This is a genomic window from Polaribacter huanghezhanensis, from assembly GCF_030444335.1.
GTDB lineage: Bacteria > Bacteroidota > Bacteroidia > Flavobacteriales > Flavobacteriaceae > Polaribacter > Polaribacter huanghezhanensis.
In genome coordinates this window covers 2,250,793-2,270,568 of the sequence record NZ_CP128595.1, presented here as the reverse complement: position 1 = coordinate 2,270,568, position 19,776 = coordinate 2,250,793, and the positions used below count along the sequence as shown (strand labels likewise).

At 32.1% G+C, this 19,776-nt stretch carries 18 protein-coding genes; 13 read left to right on the top strand and 5 right to left on the bottom strand.

Going from position 1 to position 19,776, the window contains the following annotated elements; translation table 11 throughout:
* Positions 1-24 precede the first annotated feature (24 nt).
* Positions 25-1,245: an RsmB/NOP family class I SAM-dependent RNA methyltransferase gene (locus KCTC32516_RS10665; protein ID WP_301400427.1), complete on the bottom strand. Its 1,221-nt coding sequence runs from the start codon at positions 1,243-1,245 to the stop codon at positions 25-27.
* Positions 1,246-1,624: 379 nt separating this feature from the next.
* Between KCTC32516_RS10665 and recG the strand changes: the two genes are divergently transcribed.
* From recG to KCTC32516_RS10635, 6 genes are all read left to right on the top strand, one after another.
* Positions 1,625-3,685, top strand: coding sequence for an ATP-dependent DNA helicase RecG (recG, locus tag KCTC32516_RS10660; protein ID WP_301402760.1), 2,061 nt, complete (start codon positions 1,625-1,627; stop codon positions 3,683-3,685).
* Between the two features lie 411 nt (positions 3,686-4,096).
* Positions 4,097-6,544 (top strand): replication restart helicase PriA, encoded by a 2,448-nt coding sequence (gene priA, locus KCTC32516_RS10655; protein WP_301400426.1) that lies wholly within the window; start codon positions 4,097-4,099, stop codon positions 6,542-6,544.
* Between the two features lie 400 nt (positions 6,545-6,944).
* A complete protein-coding gene (locus KCTC32516_RS10650; RefSeq protein ID WP_301400425.1) occupies positions 6,945-7,397 on the top strand; it encodes a hypothetical protein in 453 nt (150 codons plus the stop codon).
* Between the two features lie 275 nt (positions 7,398-7,672).
* On the top strand, positions 7,673-8,233 hold the full coding sequence (locus tag KCTC32516_RS10645; protein ID WP_301400424.1) for an RNA polymerase sigma factor: 561 nt from the start codon (positions 7,673-7,675) through the stop codon (positions 8,231-8,233).
* Positions 8,220-9,065 carry a hypothetical protein gene (locus KCTC32516_RS10640; protein WP_301400423.1) on the top strand — a complete coding sequence of 282 codons (846 nt, stop codon included), beginning with the start codon at positions 8,220-8,222 and terminating at the stop codon, positions 9,063-9,065. Before KCTC32516_RS10645 ends, KCTC32516_RS10640 begins: the two co-directional genes overlap by 14 nt.
* Before the next feature lie 28 nt (positions 9,066-9,093).
* On the top strand, positions 9,094-10,215 hold the full coding sequence (locus tag KCTC32516_RS10635; protein WP_301400422.1) for a hypothetical protein: 1,122 nt from the start codon (positions 9,094-9,096) through the stop codon (positions 10,213-10,215).
* Between the two features lie 147 nt (positions 10,216-10,362).
* Here the strand turns inward: KCTC32516_RS10635 and KCTC32516_RS10630 are convergent, their stop codons facing one another.
* Positions 10,363-11,256 carry a sterol desaturase family protein gene (locus KCTC32516_RS10630; protein ID WP_301400421.1) on the bottom strand — a complete coding sequence of 298 codons (894 nt, stop codon included), beginning with the start codon at positions 11,254-11,256 and terminating at the stop codon, positions 10,363-10,365.
* Positions 11,257-11,472: 216 nt separating this feature from the next.
* On the opposite strand from KCTC32516_RS10630, the gene rpsF reads away from it, so the two are divergent.
* The 4 genes from rpsF to KCTC32516_RS10610 all read left to right on the top strand — a co-directional run bounded on the left by rpsF (position 11,473) and on the right by KCTC32516_RS10610 (position 13,165).
* Positions 11,473-11,814, top strand: coding sequence for a 30S ribosomal protein S6 (gene rpsF / locus KCTC32516_RS10625; RefSeq protein ID WP_301400420.1), 342 nt, complete (start codon positions 11,473-11,475; stop codon positions 11,812-11,814).
* A gap of 5 nt (positions 11,815-11,819) precedes the next feature.
* On the top strand, positions 11,820-12,116 hold the full coding sequence (rpsR, locus tag KCTC32516_RS10620) for a 30S ribosomal protein S18 (RefSeq protein ID WP_301400419.1): 297 nt from the start codon (positions 11,820-11,822) through the stop codon (positions 12,114-12,116).
* Between the two features lie 15 nt (positions 12,117-12,131).
* Positions 12,132-12,581, top strand: a complete 450-nt coding sequence (rplI, locus tag KCTC32516_RS10615; RefSeq protein ID WP_301400418.1) for a 50S ribosomal protein L9 — start codon at positions 12,132-12,134, stop codon at positions 12,579-12,581.
* 113 nt (positions 12,582-12,694) lie between these two features.
* Entirely contained in the window at positions 12,695-13,165 is a 471-nt protein-coding gene (locus KCTC32516_RS10610; RefSeq protein ID WP_301400417.1) for a DUF6495 family protein, read from the top strand.
* Here KCTC32516_RS10610 and KCTC32516_RS10605 read toward each other — a convergent pair.
* A complete protein-coding gene (locus KCTC32516_RS10605) occupies positions 13,151-13,834 on the bottom strand; it encodes an SIR2 family NAD-dependent protein deacylase (protein ID WP_301400416.1) in 684 nt (227 codons plus the stop codon). The genes KCTC32516_RS10610 and KCTC32516_RS10605 overlap by 15 nt on opposite strands.
* A gap of 236 nt (positions 13,835-14,070) precedes the next feature.
* Here KCTC32516_RS10605 and KCTC32516_RS10600 point away from each other — a divergent pair, with 236 nt between their 5' ends.
* Positions 14,071-14,745 (top strand): TrmH family RNA methyltransferase, encoded by a 675-nt coding sequence (locus KCTC32516_RS10600; protein ID WP_301400414.1) that lies wholly within the window; start codon positions 14,071-14,073, stop codon positions 14,743-14,745.
* A 21-nt stretch (positions 14,746-14,766) separates the two neighbouring features.
* On the opposite strand, the gene KCTC32516_RS10595 is transcribed toward KCTC32516_RS10600, so the two are convergent.
* Entirely contained in the window at positions 14,767-15,222 is a 456-nt protein-coding gene (locus tag KCTC32516_RS10595) for a DUF1801 domain-containing protein (protein WP_301400413.1), read from the bottom strand.
* Positions 15,223-15,343: 121 nt separating this feature from the next.
* Here KCTC32516_RS10595 and KCTC32516_RS10590 point away from each other — a divergent pair, with 121 nt between their 5' ends.
* Both KCTC32516_RS10590 and KCTC32516_RS10585 read left to right on the top strand, forming a co-directional pair.
* Positions 15,344-18,715, top strand: a complete 3,372-nt coding sequence (locus KCTC32516_RS10590) for an amidohydrolase family protein (protein WP_301400411.1) — start codon at positions 15,344-15,346, stop codon at positions 18,713-18,715.
* Between the two features lie 72 nt (positions 18,716-18,787).
* A complete protein-coding gene (locus KCTC32516_RS10585) occupies positions 18,788-19,378 on the top strand; it encodes a YdeI/OmpD-associated family protein (RefSeq protein ID WP_301400409.1) in 591 nt (196 codons plus the stop codon).
* Here KCTC32516_RS10585 and KCTC32516_RS10580 read toward each other — a convergent pair whose 3' ends face one another.
* Positions 19,379-19,750 (bottom strand): DUF4258 domain-containing protein, encoded by a 372-nt coding sequence (locus KCTC32516_RS10580; protein WP_301400407.1) that lies wholly within the window; start codon positions 19,748-19,750, stop codon positions 19,379-19,381.
* Positions 19,751-19,776 lie beyond the last annotated feature (26 nt).

Here is a 19,776-nt window from a genome sequence, read left to right as displayed (position 1 = left end):
TTAAGTTTCAAATTTAGCAATAAATTATGAAACCATATTTTTTTGTAACAAAGCCATATAAAATCCATCATAACCAGATTCTGACGCTAAAATTTTATGGTCTTTAATAAAAGTAAATTCTTTTCCGTTTTCAGATTTTAAAAATTGTTTTACCTGATCTTGATTTTCAGATGGAAGCACCGAACAGGTAGCATACACTAGCTTACCGCCAGGTTTTACCATTTTAGAATAGTTTTGTAAAACCTCTTGTTGCGTTTTTTTAATATTATCTATAAATTCTGGTTGTAATTTCCATTTAGAATCTGGATTTCTACGTAGAACACCTAAGCCAGAACACGGCGCATCAATTAAAACTCTGTCTGCTTTGTTGTGTAACTTCTTAATTACTTTAGTAGAGTTTATTTCTTTTAAATCGATGTTGTGTGCCTTATTTCTTTTTGCTCTTACTTTTAATTTACGCAATTTACTTTCGTAAATATCCATCGCAATAATTTGCCCTTTGTTTTGCATTAATGCTGATAAATGCAATGTTTTTCCGCCTGCGCCAGCACAAGTATCAATCACTTTCATTCCTGGTTGTACATCTAAATAGGTAGCAACTAATTGAGAAGAGGCGTCTTGTACTTCGAAATAGCCTTTTTTAAAGGCATCGGTTTTAAAAACATTTGCTCTTTCTACCAATTTTAACGCATCTGGATGATTTGGAAGTGTTTCTGTAAAAATACTTTCTTGTTCTAATTCTTTTTGCAGTTTTTCTTTGGTAATGTTTAAGGTATTTACTCTTAAAACAACATCTGCTTGTATGTTAAGTGCCGCCATTTCTTTGGTCCACAATTTTTCACCTAATTCTTTTACACAGATTTCGTCCATCCAATCTGGAATAGATTCTCTGTATTTTCTTATTTTAGAAAGTTCATCAAATTTTCCTTTGATTCTTCTAGTTGGAGTTTCTTCAATTTGATTCCAATCAGGTAGTGGTATTCCTTTTAAAACGCACCAAACGGTAAACAACCTCCATAAATTTGGTCTATCAAAAGGTTCTTTTACTTCTGCAATTTCTGCGTATAAACGTTTCCATCTAACAATTTCGTAAATGGTTTCTGCAACAAACTTACGGTCTCTGCTTCCCCAACGTTTGTCTCTTTTTAATGCCTTTTCTACTGCTTTACCAGCATATTCTCCTTCATTAAAAACATCGCGTAAGCTATCGATTACCGCATATGTTAAATTTCTGTGTAGTCTCATTTATAGTATATTAATCACTAAAAAATTGTTGTTTCTTAGGACTTGCAAATGTAAGAATAAAGATGACATTAATTTTTCTTTTTGGTGAAATCTGTAAAAATTACTTTTCTATGTTTTTCTAATGCTATAAAAAGAGATATAAATGCCATTTTGTGTGCTTTTTAACTTTAACGAAATATTGTTTCTAGTAATATGTAGTTTATTATTTAAAATCCCGTTATTCATGGTAGCTACATAATTTTAAAAGGTAAATAAAATTTACAAGCATCAAATTTCTTATTAAAATATATTTCAATCAAATTATGTACTTTCGTTATTCTAAAGGAAAAAACATTCACAATTGATCAATTTAAATAACCCAATTAGCTATATAAATGGTATGACAGCCAATAGAGCATCATTGCTTTATAGAGAGTTACACGTTAAAACGTGTAGCGATTTATTGCATTTGTTTCCTTTTAGATATATAGACAAAACACAGTTTTATAAAATCAATCAGTTACAAGATAGTGGCGCAGATGTGCAAATTATTGGAAAAATAACTCAAGTAAAAACGATTCAACAAAAACGTGGAAGTAGAGTAGTTGCTACTTTTATAGATGAAACTGGAACGATGGAATTGGTGTGGTTTAAAGGGGTAAAATGGATTAAAGAGTCTTTAAAGGTAAATGTTCCGTATGTTATTTATGGTAAACTAAACAGTTTTAACAATTCGTTTTCGATGCCGCATCCAGAAATGGAATTGCTTTCTGAGCATAAAAAGAAAGTACAAAGCGCCATGCAACCTGTATATCCATCCACCGAAACTTTAGGGAATAAAAACATTAGCAATAAAGTAATTAGAACACTGATACAAAATTTGTTTATTCAGCTAGATGGAAAAATAAGTGAAACAGTATCGGAAACGTTTATCCATCAATATGGTTTGATGTCTAAAAAAGAGGCATTGTTAAATATTCATTTTCCTAAAAGTCAAGAAAACCTGGCAAAAGCACAATATCGATTAAAGTTTGAAGAGTTGTTTTTTATACAATTACAGCTCATCCGAAAGAAAATCATTAGAAAATCAAAATTAAAAGGGTATGTTTTTGAAAACGTCGGAGAAAAGTTTACTGATTTTTACAACAACAATTTACCCTTTGATTTAACCAATGCGCAAAAACGTGTGTTGAAAGAAATCCGTAAAGATTTGGCAACGGGAATTCATATGAACAGATTGTTGCAAGGCGATGTGGGCTCAGGAAAAACAATTGTTGCGTTATTAACCATGTTGTTGGCCATTGATAACGGATTCCAAGCGTCTTTAATGGCGCCAACAGAAATATTAGCTACACAACATTATAATGCAATCGTTGAGTTGTTAAAAAAGAGTACTATAAAGGTAGCACTATTAACAGGTTCTGTAAAAGCAAAAAAACGCCGAGAAATCCATCAACAATTAGAAGACGAAACTTTAGATATATTAATAGGGACGCACGCGTTGTTAGAAGATAAAGTAATTTTTAAGAATTTAGGAATTGCCATTATTGATGAACAACACCGTTTTGGCGTGGCACAACGTTCTAAAATGTGGAAAAAAAACCAATTACCGCCACATGTTTTGGTAATGACAGCAACACCAATTCCGAGAACTCTGGCAATGTCGGTGTATGGTGATTTAGATATTTCTGTAATTGATGAAATGCCACCAGGAAGAAAAGAAGTAAAAACGGTTCACAGATTTGATAGTAATAGATTGGCAGTTTTTAAATTTTTAAAAGATGAAATTGCAAAAGGAAGACAAGTATATGTTGTATATCCTTTAATTCAGGAATCTGAAGCAATGGATTATAAAGATTTGATGGACGGTTACGAAAGTATTTCTAGAGATTTTCCAATGCCACAATATCAAATTAGTATTGTACACGGAAAAATGAAACCAGCTGATAAAGAATACGAAATGCAACGCTTTGTAAAAGGAGAAACGCAAATTATGGTAGCAACAACTGTAATTGAAGTCGGCGTAAACGTTCCAAATGCAAGTGTTATGGTGGTTGAAAGTTCTGAGCGTTTTGGATTGAGTCAATTGCATCAACTACGTGGACGCGTTGGGCGAGGAGCAGATCAAAGTTATTGTATTTTACTATCGGATGTTAAATTATCTGCGGATGCAAAAACACGTTTAAAAACCATGGTAGAAACTTCAGACGGATTTAAAATTGCAGAAGTTGATTTAAAACTACGTGGACCAGGAAATATTATGGGAACACAACAAAGTGGTGTGTTGAATTTAAAAATTGCTGATATTGTAAAAGACACATCCATTTTAGTTACTGCCAGAAATGCTGCCATCGATTTATTAACGGATGATGCAACTTTATCAAAACCAGAAAACAACGTGACTCTAAAAACCTATACACAACATCAAAAAACTAGCGGATTGTGGGTAAACATTAGTTAATCGCATCAGAATGTTTGTGTGGTTCTGTAATTTCGTTTCCAGCAAGTTACAAATTGACCCATTTTTTTCGGAGTAATTTAAGCAGTTCTTTCAATGATTTTGATGCCATCGATTTTATAAGAACAGACTTTGTATTCCGTACTTTCTATTTCTTGTTCATAATTAGAAATAATTTGGTTCATCTTACAAATAAACACTTTTTAAAAAAATTAAACGAATCTATTTTTGATAAATTCTTCTTTTGAAATCTATTTATTATGTAGGTAAATTTACGTAGTTTTGATTTGTAGTAATTTTGACGATTGTCAGTTCGAGTGATTCCGATTTTTTTATCGGAATTGTATCGAGAACTTTTATAAACACGACTTCTCGATACAATTTTACTCATTATCAATTGTAAAACCACTCGAAGTGACCGCGAATTTCATAGACGTCATATTACCAATTCCGATTCAGAAAACCTTTACCTATTCGGTGACGGAAGCAGAAGCTGAATTCCTGCAAAAAGGAATGCGTGTTGCGGTTTCTTTCGGAAACACAAAAATGTACACGGCGCTGGTTTTAAAAATTCATGAAAATAAACCAGCATTATATGAAGCGATTGAAATTTTGCAAATCTTGGATGAGAAACCAATTGTAACCGAAATTCAATTGCAAAATTGGCAATGGATTGCTAGTTATTATATGTGTTCTTTGGGTGATGTATATCGCGCTGCGCTGCCATCAGCATTTTTATTAGAAAGCGAAACCATTGTTTTAAAGAACGATGCATTTACTGAAGAAACTGAATTGACTGATGATGAATTTTTGATTTTTGAAGCCTTGCAACATCAATCACAATTAACCATTCATCAAGTTGCTGATATTTTAGGAAAGAAAAAAGTATTGCCAATTATCAATGAATTGATTCAGAAAAAAGCGGTTTCTATTCAAGAAGAAATTTACGAACAGTACAAACCCAAAATGGTAAAATATGTTCGTTTACATTCGCAATATACTTCTGATGAGTCGTTACAAAATTTATTACTAGAATTAAACAGAGCAAAAAAACAACGAGAAGCGGTCTTAGGATACTTTCAATTATCCGCAGATAAAAAACCAATAAAAGCCAAAGAGTTAGAAACAAAAATTGGAGTTTCCGCAGCCATAATTAAAGCCTTGGCGGATAAAGGTGTTTTTGAATTGTATGAAATTCAGACTGACAGAATCAATTTTAAAGGAGCTACAAACGATTTAAAAAACCTAAACGAATTTCAAGAAAATGCTTTGTCAGAAATTAAAACTGCTTTTGAAGAAAAAGAAGTGGTTTTGTTGCACGGAATTACAAGTTCTGGTAAGACAGAAGTCTATACAAAACTGATTGAAGACAATTTAAACTCAGGAAAACAGATTTTGTTTTTGTTGCCAGAAATTGCTTTGACAACTCAAATTATTACGCGATTAGAAGCTTATTTCGGAAATCAAATTTCGGTATTTCATTCAAAATATTCAATGAATGAACGCGTTGAAGTGTGGAATAATGTGTTGGAAAATAAACAAAAAGCGCAAATTATTTTAGGCGCACGATCTTCGGTTTTTTTACCATTTTCTAATTTAGGTTTAATCATTGTTGATGAAGAACACGAAACTTCGTATAAACAATTTGAACCTTCACCACGTTATCACGCACGCGATACAGCAGTTGTGTTGGCGCATCAACACAAAGCGAAAATCTTATTGGGTTCTGCAACTCCGTCTTTAGAAAGTTATTTTAATACGCAAAATGGAAAATATGGTTTGGTGGAATTAAATCGCAGATTTGGAAATGTACAATTGCCCAAAATAGAGTTGATAAACATCAAAGAAAAGCATCATAAAAAACAAATGAACGGTCATTTTTCTGATCGTTTAATCACATTAATTACTGAAGCTTTAGAAAATAAAGAACAAGTTATTTTATTCCAAAATCGACGTGGATTTTCGCCAGTTGTAGAATGTACCACTTGTGGTATTGCACCGCAATGTCCAAATTGTGATGTGAGTTTAACATATCACAAATACAGAAACGAATTAAAATGTCATTATTGCAATTATCAACGGGCCATGCCAAACAATTGTGCGGCTTGTGGAAGTAATACATTAGATACCAAAGGTTTTGGTACAGAGCAAATTGAATTAGAATTGAAAGAAATTTTTCCGACATATAAAATTGGAAGAATGGATTTAGACACCACGCGTGGAAAACACGGATATCAAAAAATAATTGGCGCTTTTGAAGCACAAGAAATTGATGTTTTAGTAGGAACGCAAATGTTGTCTAAAGGATTGGATTTTGAAAACGTGTCATTAGTCGGAATTTTAAATGCTGATAATATGTTGAATTTTCCAGATTTTAGAGCGCACGAACGCAGTTACGATATGATGGTTCAAGTTTCTGGACGCGCAGGAAGATCCAAAAAACAAGGAAATGTAGCGATACAAACCTTTAATCCATATCATCAAATATTGCAACAAGTTTCTACCACAAATTATGCAGAAATGTATAAAGAACAATTGCAAGAACGCTGGCAATATCAGTATTCGCCGTATTACAGATTGATAAAAATCACCTTAAAACACAAAGATTATATCAAAGTTGACAGCGGAGTTAATTGGTTGGCAAAAGCCTTGCAAAATGTATTTAGAGAACATGTTTTAGGTCCAACTGCACCAGTAGTTTCTAGAGTTCGGAATCAATACATTAAAAACTTAACGATTAAGATTCCGCCAAAACAAAACTTAGCAGAAACGAAGAAACAGTTAGATAAAATTAAAAATACGTTTCAATCGGTAAAAGACTTTAGACCGATTCGGTTTATTGTAGATGTGGATGCGCAGTAATTCGGTTAACAGTTATCAGTGAACAGTGAACAGTGAACAGTTGTCATTCCGAAATGAGGCATGATTGAGGAATCTCATGTTTAGTACTTGTTTCATGAGATTTCTCCTGTCGTCGAAATGACAGTGAACAGTTGTCAGTTATCAGTGAACAGTTAGCAGTGAACAGTGATCAGTGAACAGTGATCAATTATTAGTTAGCAGTTGTCATTCCGAAATGAGGCATGATTGAGGAATCTTATGTTTAGCACTTGTTTCATGAGATTTCTCCTATCGTCGAAATGACAGTGAACAGTTGTCAGTTATCAGTGAACAGGTATCAGTTATCAGTTGTCATTCCGAAATGAGGCACGATTGAGGAATCTCATAATATAATAATCAGTTAACAATTATCTTTTAAAAGATGAAAATTAAAATTCAAAATAAACCTATATCTAAAGAACTTTTTCAAGTTCCAGATTTGAATTTTGGTCAGTTTCAAAGATGGGAAAACCACGAAAAAATTACGTATCAATTAGAAATTGAGATTTCTTCTTTTATTACTTCAATTGAAACCTATTTTAAGGAGTTTAGAGCAGCCGAAATTGAAGATGATGACGTTATGGATTTAGAGGAATTGATTGCTTATAAAAACTTAGGTTTTCCAACGTTAACAGAAATGCTTACGAATCACAAAGAAATCTTGTGTGATTTACTGATTTTTAACTCATATGAAATCTTACATCTTCTTTTTACAGAACAACTTTCGGCTAAAGAAAAGTATTTTTATTCAGTAAATTCCATTGATACAATTTGCTTTACAGAATCGAACGTTCTACTTACTGGAATTTGTTTTTTGGTGAACAATTATCAGTGAACAGTGAACAGTGAACAGTTGTCAGTTGTCATTCCGAAATGAGGCACGATTGAGGAATCTCATGATATAATTATCAGTGAACAGTTGTCAGTTGTCAGTTCGAGTGGAGTCGAGAACTATTTTATATTGATTTTTTAATTGTTACAAATAAGGATTAAGAACGTCTTTAGTATAGTTTTATTCAAAAAAACATTTTTTTTAATAACCGCAAGCAACCATTTTAGAACTTCTGTAGTCTATATATTTGTAAGGCGTTTAAAAATCATCAAACCGGATTGAAAATTATACCATTGCATAACCAAACAAATCAGTTAATTGCTGATGCCATCAAACAAAAAAGGGAAGCACAACAAGAGTTGTTCGAGTTGTATTCTCCTAAAATGTTGGGTGTTTGCAGACAATATGTAAAAGATTTGCATCATGCAGAGGATTTAATGTTATCCGGATTTTTAAAAGTTTTTACACATCTTCCTCAATTTAAAAACGAAGGAAGTTTTGAAGGATGGATTCGAAGAATTATGGTAAATACATGTATTTCGTATTTGCGAAAAAAGAATCCTGTACAATTATCGGATGAAGAATATGTGTTTCATAAACAAGCTATAGATAGTTTAGAAACCACAGAATTACAAGACATTCAGAAGTTAATTGATGAATTGCCAACAGGTTATAAAATGGTGTTTAATTTATATGCAATTGAAGGGTATAAACACGCCGAAATTGCCAAAGAATTAAACATTACTGAAAGCACCTCAAAATCGCAGTTATTTAAAGCGAGAAAATGGTTGCAAGCACAATATGTTAGAATGAATAAAACAGCAAATGGAGACAAATAATATCGATAAAATTGTTAGAGATTCTTTAAAATCGAGAACAATTAAGCCATCAAATTCTTCTTGGGAAAGATTGAGTAATCAATTAGATTTTGCGCAAGAAAAGAAACGTAAAAATTGGTTTTTATATGCTGGTTACGCTGCGTCAATTCTACTAGTAGTTTCAGTAGCTTTTTTTATGAATACTGATGATGTTGTTAAACCGATTACGCCAAACGTTATAGTTGCATCTCCCATTATTGATACTACAAAATTTGTAAAACCAACCATTGAGAATACAATTAAAACAGAAACTGTAATTGTAAAAACGGATGAAGTAGAAGGGAAGCTACAACCAAAAAAGTCAATTGTTACAAAGAGAAAAACTCAAATTAAACAAGCTAAAATTATTGAAGAAAATCCGATTGTAATTGCTGATAATAAGATTGATGTAAAAAAACAAAAGAGAATTATAATTGATAGCAATTCGTTGTTGAAATATGTAGATCAAACCGAAACGAAAGTTACAGAAACAACAATTACAATTCCGACAGAAACAAAGAAATTTCTTCAGAAAAGTACGATAAAAATCAATAGTGATGCGTTGTTGTATGCGGTTACAAATCCGGATAAAGACATCAACGAATATTACAAAAAACACAATATTGATAGAAATGATGTGTTGAAAAACATTCAGAAAGAATTGAATAAAACAAACTTAAAAATAGATGCTGCTACTTTATTAACAAGCGTAGAAAAAACGATTGATGAAGAAACTTTTAAAAAGAGTTTTATGCAAGTTGTAAAGGGTAAAATAACAGGATTAGCAGAAGCTATTGCTAACAGAAATAATTAAACATAGAATACTTTAAAAAGATAATAAAATGAAAAAAATACTATTCATGCTAGTGTTGTTTTGTACAACGATTGCTTTTTCTCAAGAGAAAAATTTTGAAGACGAGGTAAAAAAAATATCAGATAGAATTGAGTTAATTACCAAAACAGAAAAAGCTGCTTTAAAAGAAAAAGTAGAAAAAATAAACCTGCAATTAGAGCACAAAGAAATTACATCAGAACAAGCGCAAAAACTAAAGAAAGAAGCTGCAGATTTTCATGCAAAAGTGATTTCAGATAAAGTTGCTATAGAAGAAAAAAAGCTACAAACCTTGGTACAAGACAAAGCAAACGGAAAAATTAAAGACACTCAAAAAGACGCCGATTTTAATGACGACGAAGATACTTTTACCATAGGAAGCAAAACCTTTAGAATTCGTGTAAACGACAACGAAGATTACTACTCTAGAAGAAATAATCGTTGGAGAGAAAGAAAAACAAGATGGGAAAGTAAAGGCAAAAGAAATAGAAGTACAACAACTCAGTTTGTATTTGCAATGGGTGTAAATAATGTACTGGTAGATCATAAATTATCTTCTTTAGAAACCTCAAATTATCAGTTTTGGCAATCGCATTTTTACGAAGTAGGTTTTACGTGGAAAACGCGTTTTGATAAAGAAGCTTCTAAATTGTATTTAAAATATGGGTTGTCTTTTTTATGGAATAATCTACGAGCAGAAGACAATAAATATCATGTTGTAAATGGTAAAATGACCGATTTAGTTGTACATCCAGAAAACTTATCAGAAAATAGGTTGCGTCATGTTCAAATGAACTTTCCGGTACACGTTGAATGGGATTTTTCTAGAAATGGAGAATATTCTGATGGCCATAAAAGAGACAGAACCAATCAATCCGTACGCTTAGGAATTGGTGCTTTTGCGGGATTCAAATTAGGAACTCGCCAATATATTGAATATACAGATATCAATGGAACTAAAGTAGAGGAGTTGCAAAAGGACAACTTTAATATGAATATTTTCAACTATGGTGTAAGTGCGTATTTAGCATATAAAAGCACAGGTTTTTATGTAAAATATGATATGAATCCGTTGTTTAAAAATACGGATGTTAGAAACATTTCGATGGGAGTTCGTTTTGATTTTAATTAATTAATTTTGCCACGAATGCACGAATTGTAATTTTTTTGTCCGTTCGAGCGGAGTCGAGAACTCATAAAAGTTTGACTAATAATTGCATCTCGACTCCGCTCGATGTGACATTTAGTTTCTATAAAAGAGTTCGTGAATTCGTGGCATTTATTTTCGCTGTTTCTTTTCCCATTCTTTGCGCATGTCAGTAGCTAATATTCCTGTTCCGTCATGTTTCCAGCCAGGAGGTTTTAAGAAGTATTTTAGTTTGTTAAAGACGGATGTTTTGGAAGTAAATACATCTTTAAACAAGCCAAACCATTCTAAAAAAGCAACTTTAAGCGGATTAAAAGTATGGATGTTTGTGGTCAATCCATAAACTGGTTTTTCTACTTCTGGTTCAAAGGATCCAAAAATACGATCCCAAATGATAAAAATTCCGGCATGATTTCTATCTAAATACTGCGGATTTGTAGCATGATGCACTCTATGATGACTCGGAGTATTGAAAATAAACTCAACCCATTTTGGTAATTTATCAATCAATTCTGTGTGAATCCAATATTGATACAACAAGCTAATCGACATTTGCACCAAAATCATTACGGGATGAAACCCAACTAAAACTAACGGAATCCAAAAGATAAAAGAGGTAAAACTTCCTGTCCAAGTTTGTCGTAAAGCAGTACTTAAATTGTATTTCTGTGAAGAATGATGCACAATATGACTCGCCCAAAAAAAACGATTTTCATGGCTAATTCTATGAAACCAATAATACACTAAATCTTCAGCAAATAAAATCAAGATCCAAGACCACCAAACAAACGGAATCTCAAAAAGATGAAAGGTGTTATACACCAAATAAAAAATAGCCAAAATCAGGGTTTTACTAATCAAACCAATGGCAACATTTCCTAATCCCATTGCAATAGAAGTAGCGGCATCTTTGTATTCATATTCTTTCATTTTAACCTTCACAGTTAAAATAACTTCTATGATAACGGTGGCAATAAAAACAGGAATTGCGTAATGAATTAGATTAGGGAGCTCTGGGATTTGCATATTTTAAATTGATGTACACAAACTTAGTGAAAAATGTTTGGTTGTTAGTATTTGGTAGTTCATCTTTAATTTTATCAATTATCAATTATCAATTACCATTTGCCTTTTCCCTTTTGCCTTTTCAAACCTTTCAATTTTTTAATCATTTATTGTGTGTTATTTTTCAATAAAAATTCTTACATTTGCAGCCTTAAAATAATTATAAAACAATTACTTATGAATCATTACGAAACTGTTTTCATTTTGAATCCCGTTTTATCTGATACTCAGATAAAGGAAACAGTACAAAAGTTTAATGACTATTTGGTTTCTAAAGGTGCCGAAATGATTTCAAAGGAAGATTGGGGCTTAAAAAAATTAGCGTATCCAATTCAAAAAAAGAAAAGTGGATTTTACCACTTATTAGAATTCAAAATGGCTGGAGAAGAAATTTCTTCATACGAACTTGAGTTTAGAAGAGATGATAGCGTTATGCGTTATTTAACTGTTAAATTAGATAAACATGCTGCGGCTTGGGCTGAAAAGAGAAGTGCACGTGCAAAATCTGCTAAAAAATAAGAGATATGTCATCTATAGAACAACAAGCAAAAGGAAATAAGCAGGGAGAAGTAAGATACTTAACTCCGCTTGACATTGAAACTAAAAAAGAAGCTAAATACTGTCGTTTTAAGAAAAACGGTATGAAGTACATCGATTATAAAGATGCAGACTTCTTAATGTATTTAGTAAATGAGCAAGGTAAAATTTTACCTAGACGTTTAACAGGAACATCATTAAAATATCAGCGTAAAGTTGCACAAGCTATCAAACGTTCTCGTCATTTAGCTTTAATGCCGTATGTTGGAGATATGTTAAAATAAAAAAGAAGAAGCATTATGGAATTAATATTAAAACAAGACGTAGAAAATGTAGGTTTTAAAGATGATGTTGTAACTGTAAAGAACGGTTATGGTAGAAACTTTTTAATCCCACAAGGACATGCAATATTGGCGACTTCTTCTGCAAAAAAAGTATTAGCAGAAACAGTAAAGCAACGTGCTTTTAAAGAAGCTAAGATAATTGAAGATGCTACTAAAATAGCAGATACAATTAAAGGATTAGAAATTAAGATTACATCTAAAGTTGGTTCTGGAGACAAATTATTTGGTTCTGTAAACAATGCAGATGTTGCTGAAGCAATTGCAAAAGCAGGAACTGAAATAGACAGAAAGTTTATCAAAGTTGTTGGTGGATCAGTGAAAAGATTAGGTAAATACGAAGCATCTGTAAGATTACACAGAGCAGTAATTGCTGATATTACTTTTGACGTTATAGCTGCAGAGTAAACAATCTTTATAATATATTTAAAACCTATCAATTTACTTTGATAGGTTTTTTTATTTTAATATCATATCGAACGGAGTCTAGATACTAAACCTAATAAACTTTCAAACGTATAATGAAATACAGACAGCTTACCAAAGAACAATTTGAATCTTTACACGAAGAATTTGCACTTTTTTTAGCAACTCAAAGTATCGATGTAAAAGAATGGAATCAGTTAAAAAAAGAAAAACCACAAGTTGCAGAAGATGAAATGAATGTTTTTTCTGATGTAGTTTGGGACGATGTGTTAACAAAGACCAACTATTTAGAACACTTTTCTAAGCAAAGCGTTAACTTGTTTAAATGTGATTCAACCGAGATTCATAGAATTTTTGTAAAAATAAATAAAGACATCAATCTTTTAGAACAAGAAGGATTTGAGTGGTTATTATCAAATCCAACGGATGATGCTGTTGAGTATTTTAACGGAACAAAAAAATACACATCAGAACGAAATTTAGAAATCTTTGATTTGATTGAAAAGGGAAGTGCTATTGCTAAAGGCGAATTGTTTGAATACTTTAATCGGTTAATCTCGAAGTAATTTTAACAACTTTTCTGTTCCAGAACTCGCAACATCTTTAATAACAGTAAGATTGTTGTATTGATTTTCTGATATTGACGGTTTTGGGTCAATAAAATAAATAGGAATATTTGGTTTTGTATAATTGATTAAACTTGCCGCTGGATATACTTGCATTGAAGTTCCGATAATTACCAAAATATCTGCTTGTAAAGTGATTTCTGCTGCTTTTTCTAAGAACGGAACTTCTTCTCTAAACCAAACAATATGCGGTCTTAATTGCGATTTTTCTTCACACAAATCACCCAAAACTAAATCGTTATTCCAGTTATAAATTAAATTTGGATTTTTAGTACTTCGTACTTTTAATAATTCGCCATGTAAATGAATGATGTTTGTACTTTTTGCTCGTTCGTGCAAATCATCTACATTTTGAGTGATGATAGTTACGTTAAAATTTTGTTCTAATTTTTTAAGATTTAAATGTGCTTTGTTGGGTTGTACAGAAAGTAATTGTTTTCTGCGCTGATTGTAAAAATCCAATACCAATGCTGGATTGCTGTAAAAACCTTGCGGAGAAGCAACTTCAATAATGTCGTGTCCTTCCCACAAACCATCAGCATCTCTAAAGGTTTTAAGTCCGCTTTCTGCACTAATTCCTGCGCCAGTTAATACCACTACATTTTTCACCTAACATAAATTTTAAGCTAAAATATGATTTTTAAAATCATTGATTATTTTGTTTGAATTTTCCTTTCTTATAGGAATGATAAGTAAAATGTCTCCTCGAGCGGAGTCGAGAGGTAAAAAGTAGTTCTCGACTCCGCTCGAACGGACATACAAATAAACCATTATCATTTTATGAATATAATTCATGCGAACTGACAGGATTTTTATAGTATGTTTGTAAAAAGGATTTTTAAAATATGATTGATACTAAGTTTTTACACTTTCTAGAAGATTTTGTAAGTGAAAAACGAAAAGAAACATTTAGTAAAGTATTAGAAAATAGAACACGACATTTTACCGTGGTTTTAGAAGATATTTTTCAGCCACATAATTCGAGTGCGGTTATTCGAAGTTGTGATATTTTCGGACTACAAGATGTGCATATCATTCAGAATAAATATTCGAGTAAAGTTTCGCGTCATGTTGCTAAAGGATCACAAAAATGGTTGGACATTAAAAAATACAATCAATCTGCAACAAACACACAAGATTGTTTGGATGCGTTGCGGAGTGATGGGTATCAAATTATTGCAACAACGCCACATAATGATTCTTGTGTTTTACACGAATTTGACATCACAAAAAAATCGGCTTTTGTTTTTGGAGTAGAAAAAGAAGGCGTTTCTGAACATACAATGAATCAAGCAGACGGATTTTTAAAAATTCCGATGGTAGGTTTTACAGAAAGTTTAAATATTTCTGTTGCTGCAGCCATTATTTTACAAGATGTTACTACAAGATTGAGAGCATCAGAAATCGATTGGAAATTATCTGAAAAAGAAAAAGAAACTTTGTATGCTGATTGGATTCAAAAATCTATAAAAAGTATTAAAAAAATCACCGAACGTTATCAGTTGTCAATTAACAGTTGACAATTATCAGTTTCCAATCTTTCAATTTTTTAATTTTGACTCATACATTTCAATCCATTGTTGCGGTGTCATTTTTCGCACCAATTCGCCAATTAATTCATACGGAATATCGTCCATTTTCTTAAAACGAACACAGCTTTTTCCCATATCTAATTTGCGCTTGCAATGTTTTGGGTATTCAGAAGTAAACCATGCGCATATTTCTGGATTTGCGTACAATCCCATATGATACAACACCACAAAATTTTTCTGAGAAGCAATGTTTAAAAAAGGTAACGGTAACGTTGTATTACAATGATATCCTTTTGGATATAAAGAATGCGGCACTACATAACCGGGCATATTATAATTGATTTCCTCTACAAAACCTTTTGGTAAATTTTGATTGATTACTTTTCTTAGCTTTGTTAAAACGACTTTACAGTCTTCTGGTAATTGGTTGATGTATTCATCAACTGTGTTGGCTTTGTAGTGCATTGTAAATTATTTTGCTCTAAATTATAAAAAATGTTTTAAATGTTTGATTGTTAAATTAAAACAAGAACAAAAAATAATTTATGTATATTTATTGACCATTTTAACTTTAACCAATCACCAAATGAAAACCAAACTATTTACCAAGCTCTTTCTTGTTTTAACGTTTTTAGCAACAACACTTGTCGCACAAGAAAAGGTTGATCAGAAAAAAGATTCAACCAAAGTAGCAACAAAAGAATTGCCGCTTGAACCTGAAAGAAAATTATCATTCAATACCCAAGAAGGAACTTGGATGTCTTTAGATGTGCATCCCAACGGAAAAGAAATTATGTTCGATATGATGGGAGATATCTATACAATTCCTATTTCTGGAGGAAAAGCAACAAAAATTACCAAAGGAATGGCGTATGATGTGCATCCAAGATACAGTCCAGACGGAAATTCGATTGTTTTTATTTCTGATAAAAGTGGTTCAGATAACTTGTGGATTCGAGATTTAAATACAAATGAAGAAACACAGCTAACTAAAGATAACAATCAAAAGCATTTTTCTGCAGATTGGAGTCCAGACGGAGATTATATATTAGGTGTAAAAGGGAGACGAAATATAAAGCCTTATTTGTATCACAAAGAGGGTGGTTCTGGAGCAAAATTAATTACTGAACCAACTAATTTAAAAGTGATTGACCCTGCTTTTGGTGCCGACGGAAGATTGATTTATTTCTCGGCAAGACGAGGAGCGTGGAATTACAATGCGCAGTTGCCACAATATCAGATTATGACATTTGACAGGAATGATGGTTCTACAGAAACCATCACTTCTAAATATGGTTCTTCTTTTACACCCACACTTTCTAAAGATGGAAATTGGTTAGTGTATGGAAGTCGATTTGAAGATAAAACAGGTTTGATACTTCGTAATTTAAAAAGCGGTGAAGAAAAATGGTTGGCATATCCAATTCAAAGAGACGATCAAGAATCAATGGCAACATTGGGTGTTTTACCAGGAATGGATTTTACGCCAGATAGTAAAAATTTAATCACTTCTTATGGCGGAAAAATATATTCTATTTCTTTATCATCAAACAAAGCCACTGAAATTCCGTTTAATGTAGATGTAGATATAGAGTTAGGCCCGATGGTTTCTTTTAAATATCCAATAAGTGATGCCAATGAAGCTTTTGTTACTCAAATTAGAGATGCTGTTCCTTCGCCAGACGGAAAAATGTTAGCGTTTACAGCATTAAACAGGTTGTATGTAATGGATTTTCCTAATGGAAAACCAAAACGTTTGACAAAAAATGATTTTACAGAAGCGCAACCAGCTTGGTCTCCGGATAGTGAAAATTTGGTTTTTACCACTTGGAAATATGGAGAAGGGCATTTGTATAAAGTAAATGTTTCAGGCAGAACTAAAATTCAAAAACTAACCGAAGAATCTGGATTTTATAGCAAACCTGCATGGTCTTATAATTCTGATAGAATAGCTTTTTTAAAAGGAAGTACTCAAAGTTTTGAAGATGCAATGGGGCCTTCAAATCCAGTAAATGAAATCGCTTGGATTTCATCAAATGGAGGAGATATAACTATAATAGACAGAACAAAAGGAAGGTCGACCATTCATTTTACTAAAATTGATGATCGAATTTATATGAATCATGGAAGTAAAGGCTTAATTTCTATTCGATGGGATGGAACCGATGAAAAAGCCCATTTAAAACTTACCGGAATTACAACCTATGGTTCTTCAGATATTTTTGGTAAGGATCATAATATTTTACCAAATGAAATTGAAGGTTGGAGAGAAAACAATAAAGCTTCTAAACCCCAAGAAATAAAAATTTCACCAGACGGAACAAAAGCATTGGCTAAAATAAATAATGATATTTATTCTGTACTGATTCCAAAAATAGGAAAAACACCATCAATTTCTCTAGCAAATGCTGATAAAGCCGCTTTTCCTGCTCAACAATTAACGATAATGGGAGGAGAGTTTCCTGCTTGGTCTTCTGATAGTAAAAGAGTGCATTGGTCTTTAGGGTCAAGTCATTTTGTATACGATTTAGATAAAGGCATCGCTTTTTATAAAAAATTAGAAGCAGAGAAAAAGAAAAAAGCCAAAGAAAAAAAATCAGATAAAAAAGCCAAAGAAAAAGATAAAAAGCCAAAAGAGACTCCAAAATTTAAAGCAGATGAATATTTAATAAAAGTTGGATATAAAAAAGCAATACCTAAAGGAACAATTTTATTAAAAGGAGGTAGAATTATTACGATGAATGGTACTGAGGTCATTGAAAATGGAGATGTTTTAATTGTAAATAACCGAATTGAAAAAGTAGGAAAATCAGGAAGTTTTACTATTCCAGATCGTGCACAAGTAATTGATGTTTCTGGAAAAACAATTACTCCAGGGTTTGTAGATACCCATGCACATATGTGGCCAAATTGGGGGATTCATAAAAATCAAGTTTGGATTTATTCTGCAAACTTAGCCTATGGAGTTACAACAACGAGAGATCCACAAACTGCTACAACCGATGTGTTGACCTATTCTGATATGGTTGATGCAGGAATGATGCACGGACCAAGAGTATATAGTACTGGACCGGGAGTTGGTTATTGGGCGTATAATATTAAAAGCTTAGAGCATGCTAAAAATGTTTTAAAACAATACAGCCAGTATTACAATACAAAGTACATCAAAATGTATGTTGTTGGTAATAGACAACAACGTCAATGGGTGATAATGGCTGCTAAAGAATTAAAATTAATGCCAACAACAGAAGGTTCTTTAGACTTTAAAATGAATATGACAGAAGTATTAGATGGGTATCCAGGACATGAACATTCGTATCCAATTTACCCGATTTATAACGATGTAATAAAAAGTGTATCATTTTCTCAAATTGCAGTAACGCCAACCTTATTAGTTTCTTACGGTGGTCCTTGGGCAGAGAATTATTATTACTCGAGAGAAAACCCATATCACGATAAAAAAATGCAATATTTTACTCCATATGAAGAATTGGCAAGTAAATCTAGAAGAAGACCAGGATGGTTTATGGACGAAGAACATGTATTTCAAAAACATGCAGAATTTATGAAAGATTTAGTAGAAGCAAATGGATTAGCGGGTATTGGTAGTCATGGTCAATTACAAGGACTTGGGTACCATTGGGAACTTTGGTCTGTGGCAAGCGGAGGAATGAAAAATTTAGATGCTTTAAAAGTTGCGACTATTTCAGGAGCAAAAGCATTAGGTTTAGATTTAGATTTAGGAAGTATAGAAGAAGGTAAATTAGCGGATCTTTTAATTATGGATAAAAATCCGTTAGATAATTTAAGAAATACAAACTCGCTTAAATATGTAATAAAAAATGGCGTTTTGTATGATGCAAACACATTGGATGAATTAGCTCCAAAGAAAAAGAAAGCTCCAGATTTTCATTGGCAAACAAAGAAACCAGTTAACTTACCTGGAATTAAAAATTAATTATGATTACAAAAGCCTCATTAAATGAGGCTTTTGTAATTTTATGAACTCTAGAACAATACTCTTATAATTATGAATGCAATAGAAACATATTTTGATAAACAAACAACTTGGAAATTAGAGTTGGAAAAACTCAGAGGAGCAGTTTTGTTAGCAAGTTTAGAAGAAACTATAAAATGGGGAGCACCAACCTATGCGTATAAAAATAAAAATATTGTTGGGTTAGCGGCTTTTAAAAATTATTGTGGCTTGTGGTTTTTTCAAGGTGCTTTGTTAAAAGATAGGCACAAAGTTTTAATGAATGCGCAAGAAGGGAAAACAAAAGCAATGTTGCAATGGCGCTTTTTTTCTTTGGATGAAATGAATGTTGAACTTATTAAAAAATATGTTTTAGAGGCAATGCAAAATGTTGATGAAGACAAGGAAATAAAGTCTGACAGAACAAAAAAAGAATTGGTTATTCCAGAAATTTTACAACATGTTTTGGATAATGATAAGGAATTTAAATCGAAGTTTGAAATCTTTTCTTTAAGTTATAAAAGAGAATATGCCGATTATATTTCTGAAGCTAAAAAAGAAAGCACCAAACAAAATCGTTTGGAAAAAATTATTCCGATGATTTTAAAGAATGTAGGATTGCACGAAAAATACAAAAATGGCTAATTACTTAATAATCACTTTTTGAATTGTCGCAATAGAATCACAACGTTGAATATACAGTTGAATATTTTTAAAACGTCCATTTCCACTAATTAAATATTCTGGACATGGTTTTATCCTTGGTTTACTTTCGCTAAAATTAACATCACCATTTTTAAGAATAGTGTTTACTGCAACAGAATCTAAGTTATTCTTAGTTAAAACAGCTTGTGCTTCTGGAGTGTATACTTTTTCTCTAATTCGTATTTGTTTTAGCGTTCTTGCATCCATTCCGTAATCAAAAGAAACCCCTTTTCCAGACCAAATAAAGTACACTACAATTGCACCGATAGAAAATCCTAATAAATAATATAAAACACGTTTTGGTAAACTCATTATTCAGTATTTAACGATTGCAAAAT